General features: G+C 38.6%; 19 protein-coding genes and 1 pseudogene. 18 read left to right on the forward strand and 2 right to left on the reverse strand.

From position 1 onward, the window contains the following. Positions 1-209 precede the first annotated feature (209 nt). From JOC77_RS01935 to JOC77_RS01985, 12 genes and pseudogenes are all read left to right on the forward strand, one after another. Positions 210-1148, forward strand: coding sequence for a sugar-binding transcriptional regulator (locus tag JOC77_RS01935; protein WP_204537819.1), 939 nt, complete (start codon positions 210-212; stop codon positions 1146-1148). A gap of 178 nt (positions 1149-1326) precedes the next feature. After that, entirely contained in the window at positions 1327-2001 is a 675-nt protein-coding gene (gene deoC, locus JOC77_RS01940; protein WP_204537821.1) for a deoxyribose-phosphate aldolase, read from the forward strand. 90 nt (positions 2002-2091) lie between these two features. Beyond that, the gene (locus JOC77_RS01945) at positions 2092-2490 is read left to right on the forward strand and encodes a cytidine deaminase (protein ID WP_204537823.1); all 399 of its coding nucleotides are present in this window, start codon (positions 2092-2094) and stop codon (positions 2488-2490) included. Positions 2491-2538: 48 nt separating this feature from the next. Beyond that, complete coding sequence (locus tag JOC77_RS01950; protein WP_204537825.1) at positions 2539-3720, forward strand: NupC/NupG family nucleoside CNT transporter; 1182 nt, start codon at positions 2539-2541, stop codon at positions 3718-3720. A gap of 316 nt (positions 3721-4036) precedes the next feature. Then, positions 4037-4654 carry an AmiS/UreI family transporter gene (locus JOC77_RS01955; protein WP_204537946.1) on the forward strand — a complete coding sequence of 206 codons (618 nt, stop codon included), beginning with the start codon at positions 4037-4039 and terminating at the stop codon, positions 4652-4654. Between the two features lie 134 nt (positions 4655-4788). Next, on the forward strand, positions 4789-5589 hold the full coding sequence (locus JOC77_RS01960; RefSeq protein ID WP_204537827.1) for a spore coat protein: 801 nt from the start codon (positions 4789-4791) through the stop codon (positions 5587-5589). 128 nt (positions 5590-5717) lie between these two features. After that, positions 5718-6029, forward strand: a complete 312-nt coding sequence (locus JOC77_RS01965) for an iron-sulfur cluster biosynthesis family protein (RefSeq protein WP_204537829.1) — start codon at positions 5718-5720, stop codon at positions 6027-6029. A 224-nt stretch (positions 6030-6253) separates the two neighbouring features. Next, positions 6254-6544 (forward strand): annotated as a pseudogene (locus JOC77_RS21120) (cupin domain-containing protein). Between the two features lie 136 nt (positions 6545-6680). After that, a complete protein-coding gene (locus JOC77_RS01970) occupies positions 6681-7610 on the forward strand; it encodes an ABC transporter ATP-binding protein (RefSeq protein WP_204537831.1) in 930 nt (309 codons plus the stop codon). Between the two features lie 4 nt (positions 7611-7614). Continuing rightward, a complete protein-coding gene (locus tag JOC77_RS01975; protein ID WP_204537833.1) occupies positions 7615-8559 on the forward strand; it encodes an ABC transporter permease subunit in 945 nt (314 codons plus the stop codon). 261 nt (positions 8560-8820) lie between these two features. After that, a complete protein-coding gene (locus JOC77_RS01980) occupies positions 8821-9879 on the forward strand; it encodes a lactonase family protein (RefSeq protein WP_377336177.1) in 1059 nt (352 codons plus the stop codon). A 315-nt stretch (positions 9880-10194) separates the two neighbouring features. Next, a complete protein-coding gene (locus JOC77_RS01985; protein WP_101643763.1) occupies positions 10195-10308 on the forward strand; it encodes a YjcZ family sporulation protein in 114 nt (37 codons plus the stop codon). A 341-nt stretch (positions 10309-10649) separates the two neighbouring features. On the opposite strand, the gene JOC77_RS01990 is transcribed toward JOC77_RS01985, so the two are convergent. Beyond that, on the reverse strand, positions 10650-10979 hold the full coding sequence (locus JOC77_RS01990) for a MerR family transcriptional regulator (protein ID WP_204537837.1): 330 nt from the start codon (positions 10977-10979) through the stop codon (positions 10650-10652). Positions 10980-11174: 195 nt separating this feature from the next. On the opposite strand from JOC77_RS01990, the gene JOC77_RS01995 reads away from it, so the two are divergent. From JOC77_RS01995 to JOC77_RS02010, 4 genes are all read left to right on the forward strand, one after another. Continuing rightward, complete coding sequence (locus JOC77_RS01995; protein ID WP_204537839.1) at positions 11175-11354, forward strand: Fur-regulated basic protein FbpA; 180 nt, start codon at positions 11175-11177, stop codon at positions 11352-11354. A 27-nt stretch (positions 11355-11381) separates the two neighbouring features. Further along, on the forward strand, positions 11382-11525 hold the full coding sequence (locus JOC77_RS02000; RefSeq protein ID WP_204537841.1) for a hypothetical protein: 144 nt from the start codon (positions 11382-11384) through the stop codon (positions 11523-11525). A 260-nt stretch (positions 11526-11785) separates the two neighbouring features. After that, the gene (gene helD / locus JOC77_RS02005; protein ID WP_204537843.1) at positions 11786-14113 is read left to right on the forward strand and encodes an RNA polymerase recycling motor HelD; all 2328 of its coding nucleotides are present in this window, start codon (positions 11786-11788) and stop codon (positions 14111-14113) included. Positions 14114-15125: 1012 nt separating this feature from the next. After that, positions 15126-15302: a hypothetical protein gene (locus JOC77_RS02010; protein WP_204537845.1), complete on the forward strand. Its 177-nt coding sequence runs from the start codon at positions 15126-15128 to the stop codon at positions 15300-15302. Between the two features lie 45 nt (positions 15303-15347). Here the strand turns inward: JOC77_RS02010 and JOC77_RS02015 are convergent, their stop codons facing one another. After that, positions 15348-16079, reverse strand: coding sequence for a methyltransferase domain-containing protein (locus JOC77_RS02015; RefSeq protein WP_204537847.1), 732 nt, complete (start codon positions 16077-16079; stop codon positions 15348-15350). A 175-nt stretch (positions 16080-16254) separates the two neighbouring features. Between JOC77_RS02015 and JOC77_RS02020 the strand changes: the two genes are divergently transcribed. Beyond that, positions 16255-16401, forward strand: a complete 147-nt coding sequence (locus tag JOC77_RS02020) for a hypothetical protein (protein WP_204537849.1) — start codon at positions 16255-16257, stop codon at positions 16399-16401. 290 nt (positions 16402-16691) lie between these two features. Continuing rightward, positions 16692-17633 (forward strand): LCP family protein, encoded by a 942-nt coding sequence (locus tag JOC77_RS02025; RefSeq protein WP_204537851.1) that lies wholly within the window; start codon positions 16692-16694, stop codon positions 17631-17633. The last annotated feature ends 384 nt before the right edge of the window (positions 17634-18017 follow it).

Raw genomic sequence — 18017 nt, forward strand, 5'->3', positions numbered from 1 at the left:
GATGTGCATCAGGGCACAACCCTATCTAGATACTACAATAATTACTAGAGTTTTTCTGCTTTTTTCATAGATATTTCCATAGATCATTTAAGACGAATGATCATTTTTAAAAAGTTCACATCTGCTAGGTAAAACCAGAAAATTTGTTCATTTTAAAGTGTATATCTGATAAGATAAAAAGTAATATGTGATAAAAAAGGGGGATTCCATTGGAGAATGACAAATTAAGTAAAGTGATAGAAGCGGCAAAATTGTATTACCTTCTTGATTATAATCAAAACGATATAGCTAAAAAATTGGGTGTTTCCAGACCTACAGTCTCCCGCCTGCTTCAAACGGCTAAGAGTGAAGGCATTGTTCAAATTAAAATTGTGGATACCTCTACGGATTCTGAAAAATTGTCTTTAGAACTTGAACGGAAATTCAATCTTAAGAAGGCGGTTGTCGTTTCTGTACCTAAGTATGAAAACCCTATCATTAAAAACTATCTTGGCGAAGCAGCAGCGAACTTCCTTGATGAAATAGTTAAGGACGGAGATATAATTGGTGTAACCTGGGGGACTACTCTTTATCATGTAGGAATAGAGCTAAGGCAAAAGCATGTAAAGGATATAAAGGTTGTCCAATTAAAAGGCGCGGTTAGCCATTCAGAAACGAATACGTATGCTTCAGAAGTTTTATACTTATTTGGAAAGGCTTACAACACTCCTCCGATGCATCTTCCGCTTCCGGCCATTGTCGATCATGTTGTAGTAAAAAGAGCAATGGAGGCAGACCGGCATATTAAAAAAATCCTTGATTTAGGTAAAAGTGCGAATATAGCAGTGTTTACCAACGGGCCCATCAAGCCCGAATCTTTATTGTTTCAGCTGGATTACTTTTCTGAAGAGGATCTTCAAAGCATTTCCCAGCATGCAGTGGGGGATATTTGTTCCCGCTTTTATGATAAAGATGGAAACGTTTGTAACGATAGTTTAAACGAACGTACTCTTGGAATCGACTTGGAAGAATTAAAAAATAAGGAATATTCGATACTCGTTGCCGGCGGAGCACAAAAAATAGATGGCATATACGGAGCATTACAGGGTGGATTTGCTAATGTTCTTGTGACCGATCAAATAACTGCACAATTTTTGCTTGAAAAATAAATAAGTAAGAAACAGGACCTGCTATCTCATCAGGTCTATTTTTTTGGCAAATTTAACTTTTGTTCAACAGTGTATTTACAAATGTTCAATCCTGATATATAGTTATTCATGCAAGAGGTGAAAGCGGTTTAATGTTTACCTAGAAGATTAATTCTTGAAAGCCGAAAGGAAGAATTACATGAATAACAATATTACTAGTTTAATAGATCATACATTATTAAAAGCAAATGCGATCGAGGCGGAAATCGTTACCCTGGCAGAAGAAGCAAAGCAATATTCATTTGCATCGGTCTGTGTAAACCCTGTATGGGTTAAAAAAGCTGCTGAGCTATTAAAAGATGCTCCTGAAGTAAAAGTATGCACAGTGATTGGGTTCCCGCTCGGAGCATCTACTTCAGATGTAAAAGCATTTGAAACTTCTAACGCGATTGAAAATGGAGCAGATGAAGTTGATATGGTTATTAATATCGGTGCCTTAAAGGATAAGAACTATCAATTAGTAGAAAACGATATAAAAGCTGTAGCAGATGCTGCAAAAAATAAAGCTTTAGTTAAAGTTATTATCGAAACGGCTCTTTTAACCGAGGAAGAAAAAGTGAAAGCATGTGAGCTTGCTGTAAAAGCAGGTGCAGATTTTGTTAAGACTTCAACTGGATTTTCAACTGGAGGCGCTACAGCAGAGGACATTGCCTTGATGAGAAAAACAGTTGGGCCGGATATAGGAGTAAAAGCTTCCGGAGGAGTCAGAGGGCTGGAAGATGCTAAAAGAATGGTAGAGGCAGGAGCAACAAGAATTGGAGCAAGTTCTGGTGTTTCCATTGCTAAAGGCCAAATAAGCAGTTCAGATTATTAAAAAACAGAAACAGATTAGTGCAGATCCGGTTAACCTTGGTTTGAAAGAAAGCTTAACCGGGACTGCAATTTCTTAGGAGGTTGAAGAGGCATGGAGGTAAAACAATTAATTAATGAGGCAATCACCGCCCGCAAACAGGCCTATGCTGCTTATTCTGGCTTTCAGGTAGGAGCTGCCATCCTGACAAGCAGCCAAAAAGTGTTTCATGGCTGCAATATTGAAAACGCTTCCTATGGTTTGACGAACTGCGCCGAAAGAACGGCTATTTTTAAAGCAATTTCTGAAGGTCATAAGGAATTTGAAGCTATTGCGATTGTCGGCGATACGGACGGTCCGATTTCACCCTGCGGTGCCTGCAGGCAGGTGCTTGCCGAATTTTGTAAGCCAGAAACTCAAATCATCCTGGCTGACTTAAAGGGGCAGAGCGTTGTCACTACAATTAATGAACTGCTGCCTGGATATTTTACGGCCAGCGACATGAATAAATAATCATCATTCATTTGATTAAACCAAAACATCAAAGCGGAGGAATGCAGCATGAAATATTTAGTGGCAATTGCAGGGTTACTCGTTGTCTTTGGCTTAGCTTTTCTAGCAAGCAATAATCGTAAACAGATTAAATATAAACCTATTATTATAATGGTTATTATACAAATACTTTTATCAGCCTTATTGTTAAATACTAAATTTGGATTTGTTATTATTAACGGAATCGCAACTGTATTTGAAAAGCTGCTGTCATATGCTGGTGAGGGTATTCAATTTGTCTTTGGAGGCATCGCGAATGAAGGACAAGGGCCATTCTTCCTGAATGTTCTTCTGCCAATTGTGTTTATCTCTGTTTTAATCGGTATTTTCCAGCACTTTGGGATTTTGCCTTTTATCATGAAATGGATAGGCTTCCTGCTAAGCAAAATTAATGGGATGGGGAAATTAGAATCCTATAATGCCGTAGCGTCAGCCATTGTCGGCCAGTCTGAAGTATTCATTACTGTCAAAAAACAGTTGGGCAAGATACCGCCTAATCGTTTATACACTTTGTGTGCATCAGCTATGTCAACGGTTTCGATGTCTATAGTCGGGGCTTACATGACCATGATTGAACCTAAGTATGTAGTAACAGCCATAGTAATCAATTTATTTGGCGGATTTATTATTGCTTCGATCATAAATCCTTATACGGTAAATGACGATGAAGATATTTTGGAAGTTGTGGAAGAAGAAAAACAGTCTTTCTTTGAAATGCTTGGAGAATATATTTTAGATGGATTTAAAGTAGCGATTATTGTCGGTGCGATGCTGCTTGGATTTGTAGCACTAATGGCAGCGATCAATAGTGTGTTTGATATGGTGTTCGGAATTTCATTCCAGCAGATTATCGGATATATATTCGCTCCGCTTGCCATTATTATGGGTGTACCTTTCTCGGAATCTGTTGCCGCTGGCGGCATTATGGCGACAAAGCTTGTGACAAATGAATTTGTTGCTATGATGGACTTAGCAAAAGCAGCGCCTCAATTTAGTGAACGTACATTAGGAATTGTCTCTGTATTCCTTGTTTCTTTTGCAAACTTCTCGTCTATAGGAATCGTGGCAGGTGCTGTTAAAGGTCTGAGCGAGAAGCAGGGTAATGTGGTGGCTCGTTTTGGATTAAAACTTCTTTACGGTGCGACTTTAGTGAGTGTTCTATCTGCTGTTATTGTGAGCGTTATATTATAAATGATGGCTCTGTTAAAGTTATTTTTTGGCATTGTGTTGATTGGAGCGGAAGGTGCTTGACTCCTGCGGGAAAAACGGGTCAAGGGAGACCCCGCAGGCGAAGTATCGCCGAGGAGGCTCCCGGACCGCCCGCGGAAAGCGAGCACCTGGAGCGGAAATCAACAGGCACGTTTAACAGAGCCTAAATGATAAAAAAGCTTCCCTCTTAAATAGAGGGATTGCTTTTTTTATTTTGCCAGCAGCGAGCAATCGTGAACAGTAATTATTTTTAAAAGGAGGGGAAACAGGAGGAACTATCATGGTTCTTCCTTCTATTATGGGTAATGTTGGTTTAATGTTGTCAGGAGCAGCTCTTTTCTTAAATGCGCTGATGCTATTAGGGAAGGTGAATGATAAAAGTGCTGCTGTGTTTAATTTATTTGTAGGTGCTTTTCAAATAATTGCGCCCTTTTATTTAATAGTTGTTTCAGACCAAAGCAACTGGGTTGTTTTTGAAAATGCCGCTGTCTTCTTATTTGGCCTGACTTATTTATATGTTGGAGTTACTGTGCTTAAGGGCATGAATGGTACGGGGTTAGGATATTTCTCTTTGTGGGTATCCATCATCTGCCTGGTATATACGATGGCTGCTATTGTTCATTATCACGATATAGTGAACGCTCTAACATGGCTGATGTGGGCATTTTTATGGCTTTTATTCTTCCTCATAAATGCCTTACAGCTGGAACTAAATGAATTCGTGGGGAAAGTTGCCATGGTTCAATCCTGGGTAACGCTGACTCTGCCGGCATTGCTCTCTCTGACGGGAATTTGGGAGGACCTATACAATATATGGATCGTAATTTTAGTTTCTTCAATTTTATACTTCTGCGGAGTTGCGTATAAATTATTCAATGCTGGAAAGATTAGCTTACACAGCGTTTTCTCAAAATAAGAAAGCTCGATTATTTACGTTAACTTTTTCCAAATATAGAAAATAGTTAAAACGGAATGCTTAGGGTGTCTTACATGAATAAGAATGGTAAAGGAAATATTACTCCTTGTAAGTAAAATTTGAGGAGTGATGTTATGCCATTTGGTGCACACGAAACGATGGAAGTACATGAATGCTTAATGGAAAAAGTGAATATGCTTAATCAATTTAATTTTTACCTGAAGCAAGCAAAAAATCCTCGATTAGTAGACATGATCATACGTCATCAGCAGGAAGAAATCCGTTCGTATAATGAGGTTCTTGCTTATACTCATGATTATAATAGATTTTCTCCGATTTCTCCGAATACAAATATCAGAGGAATTGAGCCTCAGCAGATTCATTATGGTGTCCAAAACCCGCCGCCATTTCAGCCCGAATCTTCATTAAATCAGCTTGGTGACAAAGAGGTTGCTATCGGCATGCTGCTGTGTCATAAAAATGCTGCAAGGAATTCTATGTGGGCTACTCTGGAAACAGCAGATCCTAACCTGAGAAAGCTTCTATTAAATTGTGCGGTTAACTGCTCAAACCAAGCTTTTGAGGTTTTCTTGTTTATGAACCAGAATGGCATGTACCAGGTACCAGAAATGAATAGCGACACAGCCAAAACCCTTCTTCATAGTTATGTACCTACAGGGAAGGAATTAGAAAACACCTATTTTGGACACCAGAGCCAAAATACAGCCTTCTCCGGGCAGGCAAAAACCGGACAAGGGAACTATAACTTCACTGGAAGCAATCAGGGAATGGAATTTAATGTGAACTCTCCACAAAGCGCGTTATATGGGGGAAATCAAGAAGCGGGACGTCAGCAATATCCTCAGGGAGGCTTGGCTGGACAGGGCGGAAATAAAGGAACAGCTCCATACGGAAATCAGAATTACAGAAGATGATCGAACGTTAATCCACCTGAAGCAAGGATCAGGTGGATTTTTTTATGTATGATACGAAGCTAAATGATAAAGCCAACGGAAAAAGGGTACTGGTATAGCAGTAGAAAAATGAGGGGAAAGGTGAAACCATGAACATTGTGATAATGCCAGCAGCTGCTGCAGAAATAAACAAGAATAAATTCCAGAACGATGAAGCAATAAGAATAGAAGCTATTTATGTGGGCAGCTGCTCCATCTATGCAGAACACCATCTTTTAATTGATGAAAAAGGGGAAGATGATGCCCTGTTTATGATTGACGGCATTCCAGTCCTGGTCTCAAAGGAAAGCCAGAAACTGCTTCATGATCAAATTACCTTAGACTTTAATCCGAGCTTAGGCTATAAACTTTCATCCGCTGAAGAAGTTTACAAGTATAATCTTCAGATTGCTAGAAAATGATCGTAAGGACTTGCGCAGCCGCAAGTCCTTTTATCTTGCAAAGATAAGCTGGTGAATCGTAAAGCATTACTAAAATCTTAGAGGACAATTAGGAAGTTAAGGAGAATTATTTAAAGATTAAGTTATGAAGTAACTAATTAGGTCGTTCGAAACCTTTATAAGATTTTCTTCTATAAGATGTATCGGACTCCAATAAAAAGCGGTAGAGGTGCAGGGTTAATAACGTGAAAGAAACCCTGTTTTTTCTAGTTTCAGAAATCAATGACTACACGAATATTGTTGTGTCTTCAAGTGAATGATCATGTATTACGAATAGCGGTTATTGATGGGGAATTTCATTGGCATCATCATGAAACGGACGAGTTTTTTATGTTCCTTGAAGGAGGCTTCATATTGATTTTGAAAATGAGGATACAGTGTCACTTAAGCCAGGGGAAGTATATACGGTTCCTGCAAAAATAAAACGCCGCATCCATTCGAATGGAAGAACGGTTAATTTGTGTTTTGAAAAGTAACATAATGATATTAATGGCAGCTGCTAAACATGTAGACTGGAAAATAATTGTAACTTTTTATATGTTTTATCGTATATAATGGTGGGTGAATGTTTTAGAGTAGTTAAATAGAATCATTTTGAAAGAGGGGAAAAGTATGGCAGCAAACGCACTAGAAGTGCGATCTTTAACAAAGGTAATAGGTAGGAAGAAGATTGTAGATGATGTCAGCTTCAGCGTACATAAAGGGGAAATATTTGGTCTTCTAGGCCCTAATGGAGCAGGGAAAACCACCATTATCCGAATGATTGTAAGCTTAATTAAACGGACAGACGGGGCAGTTATGGTTAACGGCAATAATCTTGATGGGCAATTTAAAGAAACAATGAGTGAAATTGGGGCTATTGTAGAAAATCCTGAATTTTATAAATATATGAGCGGCTACAAAAATTTAAAGCATTACGCAAATATGGCTATTAAAGATGTTTCAGATGAGAGAATTAAGGAAGTGGCCAGATTAGTAAAACTGGAAGATGCAATTCACCAAAAGGTAAAAACCTATTCACTTGGAATGCGGCAGCGGCTGGGGGTCGCTCAGGCATTATTGCATAACCCATCACTCCTCATTTTGGATGAGCCTACCAATGGACTGGATCCTCAAGGAATTAGAGAATTTAGAGATTACTTGCATTCTCTTGCGCGTGAAGGAATTTCAGTTCTGGTATCCTCCCATTTATTATCTGAAATGCAGCTCATGTGCGATCGATTTGCGATCATTGAAAAAGGTAAACTTATACATATTTCTTCCATGAATGAAACGATGGACGAAGCAGAAGCTGCAGAGGTAGTGTTTGAAGTAAGTAACAGCAAGAAAGCCGTAGAGCTTCTTAAAGGTCAAGCTGCTGCTGCGAATGTAAAAGTGATAACAGATGATCAGTTTTCGGTGAGTGTTGAAAAATCAGCCGTCAGCACAATTAATAAACTCTTAATTGTGAACGATATAGACGTATACGGCATTAGCAGGGTAACTGCTACGTTAGAAGACCGCTTCTTAGAAATTACCAATAAAGAAGTAAAGGAGGCGTGAAGCAGTGATCTCGTTAATTCGTAATGAACTTATGAAAATGTTTCAACGAAAATCCAGCTTGATTTATTTGATCATCATTGTTTTAGCCGTAATAGCCGGCGGAATTATATACAATAAAGTTGTTGGTGAACCAAATGAAAATTGGCAGGCAGAGGTAAAAGCCGAAATTTCTCAGATGCAGCAGGACTCAAAGGAAGCGTCAGGTGAAGAAAAACAATTTATAAATAATCAAATTGAACAAAAACAGAAATATTTGGATGAAAATATTAATCCAAATGCAGTAAGCAACTGGCATTTTATGAATGATGTGGTTTACGGCATGACGATGCTTGTCTCTCTGCTGGCTGTTATTGTGTGCAGTGCGAGTGTGTCTTCGGAATTTGCGGACGGCACGATCAAACAGCTGTTAATACGACCACATCAAAGATGGGCGATTCTTCTTTCTAAATATCTTTCATTAATTATTTATTCCTTAATGCTTGTAGCAACACTTATTGCTGCAGGGTATCTTGTAGGTCTGGTGATTTATGGGAATGGAGATTTCTCGGCAAAAATCTTTGATATGGCCATAGATGGGCAGAAGGAAACAGCTGTCGGACCTCAGTTCTTCCTTAAGATTGCCTTCTACCTTCCAAGTCTGCTGATTATAACAGCCATTGCGTTTATGCTTTCCACTTTATTTAAAAGCCAGGCTCTGGCGGTCGGCATCGGAATCTTTGTGTTGTTTATATCTTCATCACTTGGAGGCTTGATTGTTGTTCTTGCAGATAAATATGAATGGGCGAAATATTTAATCTTTCCGCATCTCGACTTAACGGTTTATGCGCTGCAGGATAAAATACTGGGGGATATAACGCTCCCGATATCATTGACAATCCTGGCTGTTTATTACGCTTTTTTCATGGCAATGACTTTTGTATTTTTTCAGAGACGGGATATAAGCATTTAGGGCCGTCCGGCTTCAGCAAGGAGCGTTGATTAAGTCAGCGCTCTTTTTTTATTTTCCTCGGTTTCGGATCTTTTGTTTTCTGCAGCCTCTATTTCTGCTCATTTAGTTTCAGAATATTATGTTTAGGAAAAAGGTATAAAAGAAGAGTGGATGGCGGAGTTTCTATAAAATAGTCATGTCCGATTACAAGCTTGAGTTTTATAAGTGATTTGATTACATGTTATAATATCAACAAAATTCGATTGCAGAATGGAGTCCAATATGAAAAAAACAAATTTTGTGGGTTATGTTGGCACGTATACTAAGGGAGACAGCCAGGGTATTTATTCATTTTCACTGGATACGGAATCCAAAAAGATAAGTGATGTAGCTTTAGCGGCAGAACTGGGTAATCCTACATATCTAAATTTGAGTCATGACAATCGCTTCCTTTATTCCGTGGTTAAAGCCGGGGATATGGGCGGTGTAGCTGTGTATTCAGTCAATAAGGATACAGGTGAGCTCAGCCTGATTAATCAGGAAGTTTCAGAAGGTGGTTCACCGTGCCATGTGGATGTAAATGCTGACCTTACGGCGGTTGTATCTGCCAAGTATCATAATGGAACAGTCGATTCCTATCTATTAAATAAAGATGGCAGTCTTAACCCTGTAACTTCTGTGATTGCACATGAAGGCTCGGGTCCCAATAAGGACAGACAGGAAAAAGCGCACGCTCATTTTTCTGGATTTACACCTGATCAAAAATATGCAGCGGTTGTTGATTTAGGTATTGATAAATTGATTACTTATCAGGTGACAGAAAACGGAGAGCTGTCTGAAGTCAGCCGTTTATCTGTTAAAGCTGGAAGCGGCCCGAGGCATTTAGAGTTTCATCCTAACGGTAAATTCGCTTATCTTATGACTGAGCTGAGCAATGAAGTAATCGTTCTTTCGTACAATCAAGAAAATGGTGAATTCAAAGAGATTCAATATATCTCCGCCATTCCTGCAGATTTCCATGAAAACAGCCAGGGAAGCGCCATTCACGTATCATCTGACGGCAGGTTTGTATATGCAGGAAACCGCGGCCACGATAGTATAGCTGTGTTTAGTGTAAATGAAGAGACATTTGAATTATCATTAGTCGAATACACCTCAACAGAAGGCTCCTGGCCAAGAGATTTTGCATTTGATCCAACAGAAAAATTCCTCATAGCTTCCAATCAGGAATCAAGCAGCCTTGTGCTGTATGAAAGAGACGTAGCAACTGGAAAATTGACTTTAGTCCAATCGGATATTAAAGTTCCATATCCTGTTTGTGTAAAGTTTCTAAAAGCATAAGATCGGATCATAGCCAGCCGGCTTTAAACTGGCTGGCTTTTTCATTTTTTCCAGAAAGATTAAAGCTTCTATAATAGTAGTTCCTGCCGGATTTTCCTCTCTGCGCTTAGTGATATGAGCTGCTTTGATTTATGGCTGGCTCTATAGGCAGTACGCGGAATCGTGTTGCTAAAAGAAGGAATCAGTCAGTATGCAAATAAAACCAAGCCCCTTTTTTATCCTTAATGAAACCATTTTGCCTATAGCTACATACTATGTATGGACTTAGCAATAACCTTCGGGTTATTACAAAAATCATTAAAGGAGGCATATTATATGTCTGGAAATGTTGGAGGATACGGGTTTGGTTCAGGTTTTGCTTTATTAATCGTGTTGTTTATTCTTCTTATCATCATTGGAGCTAGCTTCTGTGGTGGATTCGGCTACTAATCCGAGTAACAAACCATTCTAAATGAACCGCTTATTCTAAAAATAATAATGGGCTGATATCACTTCCTGAGAATCAGACCCGCAAAAAGTCCCATGCAAATGGCATTTGCATGGGTTCTTTTTTGATTTCTCACGTATTTTTGACGCTTAACGTATGATCTTGATTTGTGTGTGATAAATAGAGAGGACTTGCGTGAAGAAATCACTAACAGGAAAAAAATAATCCTGCCGTTTTCACGGTCCATTTCAGCAAATGTATACAAAAGTAATATCTGCTGCTGAACCAATCGGCTGTGTCCGAAAACTTAGTTTTCGGTGTGAATACAGTCCTCTAAACGGCTTCATTTATTTTTACTGATGCCGAATTGTGCATTGATCTGTCCTTGCAGCATTTTCTGCCGGATTTTTTTATACTCTTCCTTCTTCAGATCTCTTATATAATCCTGCCGGATTTCATGGGTTTGAACTCCTTCCTCTCTTTTAGCGGCTATATCCATTAAACGCTCTACATCATCAAAGGAGAACTTCCGGCTCCCGCGTTCTGTCCGTTCTGGAAAGATTAATTTTCTTTCTTCGTAATATCTAATTTGCCTTACGGATAATCCGGTTAATTCACTTACAATCCCGATCGTGATTACTTTTTTTGATTTATAAGATGGATCCAGCGTCACTTCTATAACACCCCTCTAATAATCACATGTAGTATTACTTATTATAATGGGTTTTGATAAGACGTAACATTAATTTGTTAGATTATCTAACATTGATGAGAAATTACGGAGTTTATCTTACGGAATTAAAGACTTTGACTTAATAACTACATAAAATAACATCATAAAACCAATTAATTTAAAGGGAGTGAGGTTATGCCGTTATTAAGAGAAGCAGTTGAGAAAAAGAAGAAGTTTATTATTCAAAAGCTAATTCAGGCAGGAATTTATAATGTCACAGATCATGAGATCAATTCATTTACCCTTTCGCAGCTGGAAATAGATTATCATTATTTTATCGTGCAGGCTAAAGATCTTAAAACCAATAAACGTTAATTATTAATTATAAAAGGTGAGATGGTTATGACCGATGAAAAGGCGATAGAGTTAGCGAAAAAAATTGTAGAGCTTGATCTTCTGCGGGATGAGATTTGGGAGGACTTAGCACAGCTTGCGGGTGACAAAGCATTTGAACTATTGAGACACATTCAAAATCATTCTGCATAAATGCCTGATTTAGATTAATATAGAATATAAAACCCCTGATCTTTGCCGATCAGGGGTTGAGTTTTGCGTATAAAGCATATATTAAAGAATATGTGCTAATTTAGGTAGAGAAAAGTGAAAATTCATGTTATCATAAATAACGGCATGCGAATTTTTACCTTTTATGTATATTAATACCCTCATTATAATTATACTCCAAAGGATTGTGTGTCGTCAAGAAATAATTTAAGTGATTCTATAAAAATGGGAGGAATAAGTGAATGAGTGAAACCCATTTAGAATGGCAGAAGGAACAAGAGCGTGTTGATTTTGTCCATAGCCAGATTAAAAAAAAGCAAAATAAACTGAAGCAGCATGCAGCAAGCCTTAAGCAGGGAATTATTGGCCTAAGAGAAACCTTTTGGGAAGATGTAACGGTGAATCTGGAAGAACAGGATGATGTGATAGAAACCCAGGCCAGCATAAAACAACAGGCTGAACTGCTTTCGGAGCGGGAAAGAAGTCACGGCCTCCTGTACGAAAACTTGAAAAAGCTTACCAGGCTGGAGGACTCACCGTATTTTGGCAGAATTGATTTTTTTGAACAGAATGAGACAGCTAGTGATTCGATATACATTGGCATTGCATCATTATTAGATGAACAAGAAGAAAACTTTCTAATATATGATTGGCGGGCTCCCATTTCGAGTTTATATTATGATTATCCGCCAGGTCCTGCTCATTATGAGACCATGGATGGAACCATAAGCGGCGATTTAGAATTAAAAAGACAATTTATCATTAAGAAGGCCCAAATAAAAGGCTTATTTGATACTGGGATTACTATTGGGGACCGGCTTCTTCAGGAAATACTCGGAAATCAAGCGAACACAAAAATGAAAAGCATTGTGGCTACCATACAAAAGGAACAAAATCAGATCATACGAAATGAAAAAAGTAAAATTCTTGTAGTACAAGGTGTGGCAGGGAGTGGAAAAACATCTGCAGCTCTTCAGCGGGTAGCTTACCTGCTCTACACACACAGAGAAACACTAAATTCCCAAAATATGATGCTTTTCTCTCCAAATCCCTTATTTAACAGCTATATATCTACTGTTTTGCCGGAACTTGGGGAAGAAAATATGAAACAGACAACATACAAACAATTCATGGAAAGCTTAATAAGTACTGCTTTTGAACTCGAAGACCCCTTTATGCAGATGGAAGCATTTCTAGGCGGCGAAAATCAGGATCGAATATCCGTTATTCCATATAAATCCAGCTTGGAATTTAAAAATCTAATTCAAATCTATTTATCCATACTCAGCACCAACGGCTTGATGTTTAGAAATATTGGTTTCCGCGGCCAGATTCTTATATCGGCAGAGGAAATTCATAATTATTTTTACCAGCTGGACCAACAAATTTCTATTCCAAATCGTATGAGACTGACAGCTGAGTGGCTGTTAAAAGAGATTTCAATAATTGAGAAGCAGGAACGCGATGAAGATTGGGTTATCGAGGAAATGCAGCTTCTTGAAAAAGAGGATTTTCTTGAAGTTCATAATGAACTACAGCAGAAGAACCGGCGGTTAAAAGAAACATTTGATGATGGTGAACAGGAAGAAAGAATACTGCGTAAAAAAATCGTGCAGCAGCACTTCAAACCGTTAAAGAAAAGAGTAAAAAGATATGGGTTCGTCAATATTCTAGAAAGCTATCTAAGACTATTTACTACACAGGATCCTTCTATTATGAAACATCAGCCCCGGCACTGGGATACGGTTTCTAAAGTGACTCAAGAAGCGCTTGCGGATAAAAAGCTATTTTGGGAGGATGCCACACCCTTTCTGTTTTTTCGGGATAAATTGATTGGCAGAAAATCCTTTGCGCATATAAGGCATATATTTATTGATGAATTTCAGGATTATTCTCCCTTCCAATTTGACTACTTAAAGGAGCTTTTTAGAGGTGCCAGAATGACTTTGCTTGGGGATTTAAACCAGGCTATTTATCCCCATTCAGAAGTTTCTCAATCTCTTTTGTCAGGCAAAGAGGGTAGTCTAGAGGATGAAGAAAGAATTATCCTGACTAGGAGCTATCGATCGACCCGCCAAATTGTAGAGTTTACGAGAACTTTAGTACAGCAGGGAGAGTTAATCATTCCCTTCAATAGGGAAGGGGAGAAACCGGAAATAATCAAGGTGATAACCAAAGAGGATCAATATAAGAGAATTGTCACCACGGTTAAAGAATTAATCAGTAAAGGTTATGAGACGATTGCTCTTATATGCAAAACAATAGGTGAAAGTGAAGAGGCATATGAGAGGCTGCGTTTTTCCCTTGATATTCAGCTGATGAACCAAACCACTACTTCTTATTCAAAAGGTGTCGTCGTTCTGCCTGCTTATTTGGCCAAAGGAATAGAGTTCGATTCAGTGGTGATTCATGATGCCTCACAAGAGGTCTATAGACATGAATCAGAACGCAACCTTTTCTATACGGCGTGTACAAGAGCCATGCATACTCTTACATTAATAACAGTTGGTGACGAAAGCACGTTTATAAAGAAAATACCATCTGATAAATATCAGTTTAAAAAAATGTAAAAAAATTGGGATTATAGGTTTATTAGGAAATCACCTGGGTAAATAAAGGAATGTAAGACAAACATTCTCAGCGAGCCAAAGGAGATGATTGAAGATGTGTACGATCAGACACTCATGGAACAAAGAGAATGATGAAGCAATAACCAGTCCAGGTGATCAGGGTTAGGCGATATTCAAAGGAAGCTAATCTTAAGCAGACAAAATCTTGCGAAGGAGATGATTCTGATGAGTATATCAAGAAATCACTGGAACAAAGAAAATGATGAAGCAATAAACAGTCCAGGTGATCAGGGTTAGGCGATATTCAAAGGAAGCAAATCTTAAGCAGAAACAAATCTTGCGAAGGAGATGATTCTGATGAGTATATCAAGAAATCACTGGAACAAAGAAAATGATGAAGCGATAAACAGTCCAGGTGATCAGGGTTAGGCGATATCCAAAGGAAGCAAATCTTAAGCAGAAACAAATCTTGCGAAGGAGATGATTCTGATGAGTATATCAAAAAATCACTGGAACAAAGAAAATGACGAAGCGATAAACAGTCCAGGTGATCAGGGTTAGGCGATATTCAAAGGAAGCAAATCTTGCGAAGGAGATGATTCTGATGAGTATATCAAAAAATCACTGGAACAAAGAAAATGATGAAGCGATAAACAGTCCAGGTGATCAGGGTTAGGCGATATTCAAAGGAAGCAAATCTTAAGCAGAAACAAATCTTGCGAAGGAGATGATTCTGATGAGTATATCAAGAAATCACTGGAACAAAGAAAATGACGAAGCGATAAACAGTCCAGGTGATCAGGGTTAGGCGAAAATATTCAAAAGAACAAATCCGTATTATGGCAGCAGCTATCAAGGAGTTGATTTTCTAATGAATACTTTCAAGAACTACTGGAACAAAGAAAATGACGAAGCTATTTACAGTCCAGGTGATCACTAAATATAGTTTTATATTCATTGGGATGTGTCTAATCAGGCTGAGGTATCCCAATACCGAGGAGATGATTATCACATGACTAGCAGCAATTACTGGAATAAAGAGAATGACGAAGCTATTCAAAATCCAGGTGATAAAAACATCGTTCATATTTCGCATTATTTAATTGATGAAAATTCACTAGTGAACCCGGATATTAAGAACCTTCGGCCAGAATTTGATCTTACTGGAACACCCTTGAATATTTTGTAATAAGAAAGGCCCGATTGCGTAATTGCAATCGGGCTTTTCATGTATTTATCCCTTGGTTATCCTAAATGCACGGTAGCCTAAGCTGCTGCCGTATTGAAGCGAAATTTTTTGATGCGTTTTCAACATATAGTCTGCAGCTGGATGATAAGGAATCAGCTTCTGGCTTCCCTCTGGTTCGGGTCCAGACTGGTTAAAATTAGATAGTTCATCCAGGATTGTAGAAGTTTTTAATGTTGTTACTGTTTTAAATCCTGCCTGTCTAAAGATATCAACCCATTCCTTTTCGGTTAAAACAGCGTGAACTCCGTAAAATTGTTTAATTTCATGCCTTGCAGCAGGATGTAATTCTGGTTCGGCTGTCATATCTATTGTAAGGAGAATTCCACCCCTTTTTAAAACACGGAAATATTCAGAAACGGCACGAGTGATGTTAGAAAATGCAGTTGAAGATTCCGCAAGAATGATATCAAAGCTTTGATTCCTAAAGGGCATTTTTTCCATAGCTGCATGGTATAGACTGACGGGAAGGCGTTCTTTTATAAACCGAATTTTTGCTCTTTGAATCATTTCGGGGTGGCTGTCAATGGCATACACTTTGCATGGGAAAGTTTTCGAAATATATGAAGCGGTTTGCCCGGTGCCGCAGCCTGCATCCAGAATCCTAGTGTTTGGGGTTATGATTTCTTGTTGAAGTATTCTTTTTGTCAGATCAAGGCTGCCTGGATGGGCTCCTGCTATTCCGTAATAAGCTAAGGCATCCTGGTAAGAAAAATTCACAGCATCTACTCCTCTGCTACCCTATAGATAGTCTTGGTATTTTATGCTGTAGGCTTAGGTAATGTTAATGACTTACCCAAAATGTAACCTTTTCTGTTTTTCCTTGCTTCTCAAATTCCTAGAAGGAATAAAAAGAATTTAGAAGGATAAGGTAAAAGAAAAGGAGTTGAATCAGGTGAAAAAGGAAAAGAATGAACCAACCGTTGCACCCGGCCTGGATAATGATCAGTTTTTGGATAAAGAGCCTTCAAAAAACGATCTGAAAACAGGGAACGTGACGAATGTAACCACTTATTCATGGGACGAAGTCGACCCAAGCTAAGGTAGATTTAGAAAAGAGCTTTAGAAGCTCTTTTTTTCTATGGACAAAATATTCAAAATTCTATTAAACTATAGTAATATGAGATGGTAATAAAGACCTAAGGAACACTCCCTGAAAGAATGGGTAGTTATAAAAAAAGACCGCTTTCACCTTTTAATATGTATAATTAAAAATATCAGATATAACGGGCTGGGCCGATTGGGAGAATATTAATAATTGATGTATCTAAACTATATAAAAAAAACACACTAAAATATCGGCAGATTTTTTTAGACTTGGATGGTGCTTGTATGGGAAGGGTAGAACAGCGAGGTAAAAAACGCCATAGAAAAACGCGGACAATTTTATTAATTTTACTGCTATTGATTATAGCAGGTCTAGGGTATGCATTTTTTCAATACAATCAAGGCCTAAATATGGCGGATGTAAATGATGCCAAATCAGAAGCCAACCATGACGAGAGCTTTAAAGGGGAAGAAGTTCAGTATGGACAGATTAATGTTCTCCTGATTGGCAGTGATACACGCGGCGAGGGCGCTGGTCTTTCTGACTCTATTATGATTGCCCATTATGACCAGGAGTCTCATGAACCAAAATTGGTTTCAATCATGAGAGATACATATGTGAATATTCCCGGGGGTGGCATGCGGAGAATTAATTCCGCTTTTTCAAATGGAGGCCCTGAATTATTAAGGCAAACGATTAAAGAAAATTTCAATGTAGATATAAATTATTATGCGATTGTTAATTTTGCTGGCTTTTCTAAAGTTGTAGATATTCTTGCTCCTAATGGAATTGAAGTGGATGTACCTCATACGATGCGAGAGGGAATTGATATGACTCTTAAGCCAGGCAGACAGGTGCTTCATGGAGATGAATTACTAGGTTATGTGCGTTTCCGGAAGGACGCGCAGGGTGATTTCGGAAGAGTGGCTAGGCAGCAGGAAGTGATTGGGAAACTGAAAAATGAAGCAATGAGTGTCACAAGCATTATGAAACTGCCCAAGCTGATTGGAGTAATTAACCCTTACGTGGATACGAACATAGATTCAGGCACGATTTTATCTCTCAGCAAGGATGTACTGTTTGGTAATACGAAAGATACTCAAAACCTGCGTATTCCTGTAGATGGATCTTTTAGAGATGCACGGATAAACGGAGCTGCTGTACTGGAAATAGATATTGAAGAAAATAAACAAGCCTTACATGAATTTTTAGATTCTAAAAACTAATAGGTTCTATTATATATGTAGAAACTAAAGGAATAGCTTTATTAGCTATTCCTTTTTGCTAGGGAAGTTGAAAAGCACCAGTTCTCCGCTTTTCTTGTTGACTGACACCTTTTGAAAAGCACCGTTCTCCGTTATAAGCCAATCGCCATCAAAAGGCAAGAGCGGCCTTTCGCTGCCGCTTTTCTTATGCCTGTCAGGTGTCTGCTTTTCTAATAGAATTCAGTGTCAATCAATGGGCAGATTCACATGCTGCGTGAAACAAGTGCTCGCTGAAAAGGACCGTTCTCCGCTATTCTTGTTGTCCAGCTGCGAACTGACACCTTCGGTCATAAGCCAATCGCCATCAAAAGGCAAGAACAGCCTTTCGCTGCCGCTTTTCTTATG

Origin of the sequence: Peribacillus deserti, assembly GCF_016909175.1 — a bacterium.
Lineage (GTDB): Bacteria > Bacillota > Bacilli > Bacillales > DSM-1321 > Paraperibacillus > Paraperibacillus deserti.

Excerpts from the sequence above, each read along its gene's own strand:
- JOC77_RS01970 (WP_204537831.1), top strand. The coding sequence starts at position 6,681 with ATGGCAGCAAACGCACTAGAAGTGCGATCTTTAACAAAGGTAATAGGT.
- helD (WP_204537843.1), top strand. The coding sequence starts at position 11,786 with ATGAGTGAAACCCATTTAGAATGGCAGAAGGAACAAGAGCGTGTTGAT.
- JOC77_RS01950 (WP_204537825.1), top strand. The coding sequence starts at position 2,539 with ATGAAATATTTAGTGGCAATTGCAGGGTTACTCGTTGTCTTTGGCTTA.
- deoC (WP_204537821.1), top strand. The coding sequence starts at position 1,327 with ATGAATAACAATATTACTAGTTTAATAGATCATACATTATTAAAAGCA.
- JOC77_RS01945 (WP_204537823.1), top strand. The coding sequence starts at position 2,092 with ATGGAGGTAAAACAATTAATTAATGAGGCAATCACCGCCCGCAAACAG.
- JOC77_RS01980 (WP_377336177.1), top strand. The coding sequence starts at position 8,821 with ATGAAAAAAACAAATTTTGTGGGTTATGTTGGCACGTATACTAAGGGA.
- JOC77_RS02000 (WP_204537841.1), top strand. The coding sequence starts at position 11,382 with ATGACCGATGAAAAGGCGATAGAGTTAGCGAAAAAAATTGTAGAGCTT.
- JOC77_RS01955 (WP_204537946.1), top strand. The coding sequence starts at position 4,037 with ATGGGTAATGTTGGTTTAATGTTGTCAGGAGCAGCTCTTTTCTTAAAT.
- JOC77_RS01985 (WP_101643763.1), top strand. The coding sequence starts at position 10,195 with ATGTCTGGAAATGTTGGAGGATACGGGTTTGGTTCAGGTTTTGCTTTA.
- JOC77_RS01995 (WP_204537839.1), top strand. The coding sequence starts at position 11,175 with ATGCCGTTATTAAGAGAAGCAGTTGAGAAAAAGAAGAAGTTTATTATT.
- JOC77_RS01960 (WP_204537827.1), top strand. The coding sequence starts at position 4,789 with ATGCCATTTGGTGCACACGAAACGATGGAAGTACATGAATGCTTAATG.
- JOC77_RS02010 (WP_204537845.1), top strand. The coding sequence starts at position 15,126 with ATGACTAGCAGCAATTACTGGAATAAAGAGAATGACGAAGCTATTCAA.
- JOC77_RS01965 (WP_204537829.1), top strand. The coding sequence starts at position 5,718 with ATGAACATTGTGATAATGCCAGCAGCTGCTGCAGAAATAAACAAGAAT.
- JOC77_RS02025 (WP_204537851.1), top strand. The coding sequence starts at position 16,692 with ATGGGAAGGGTAGAACAGCGAGGTAAAAAACGCCATAGAAAAACGCGG.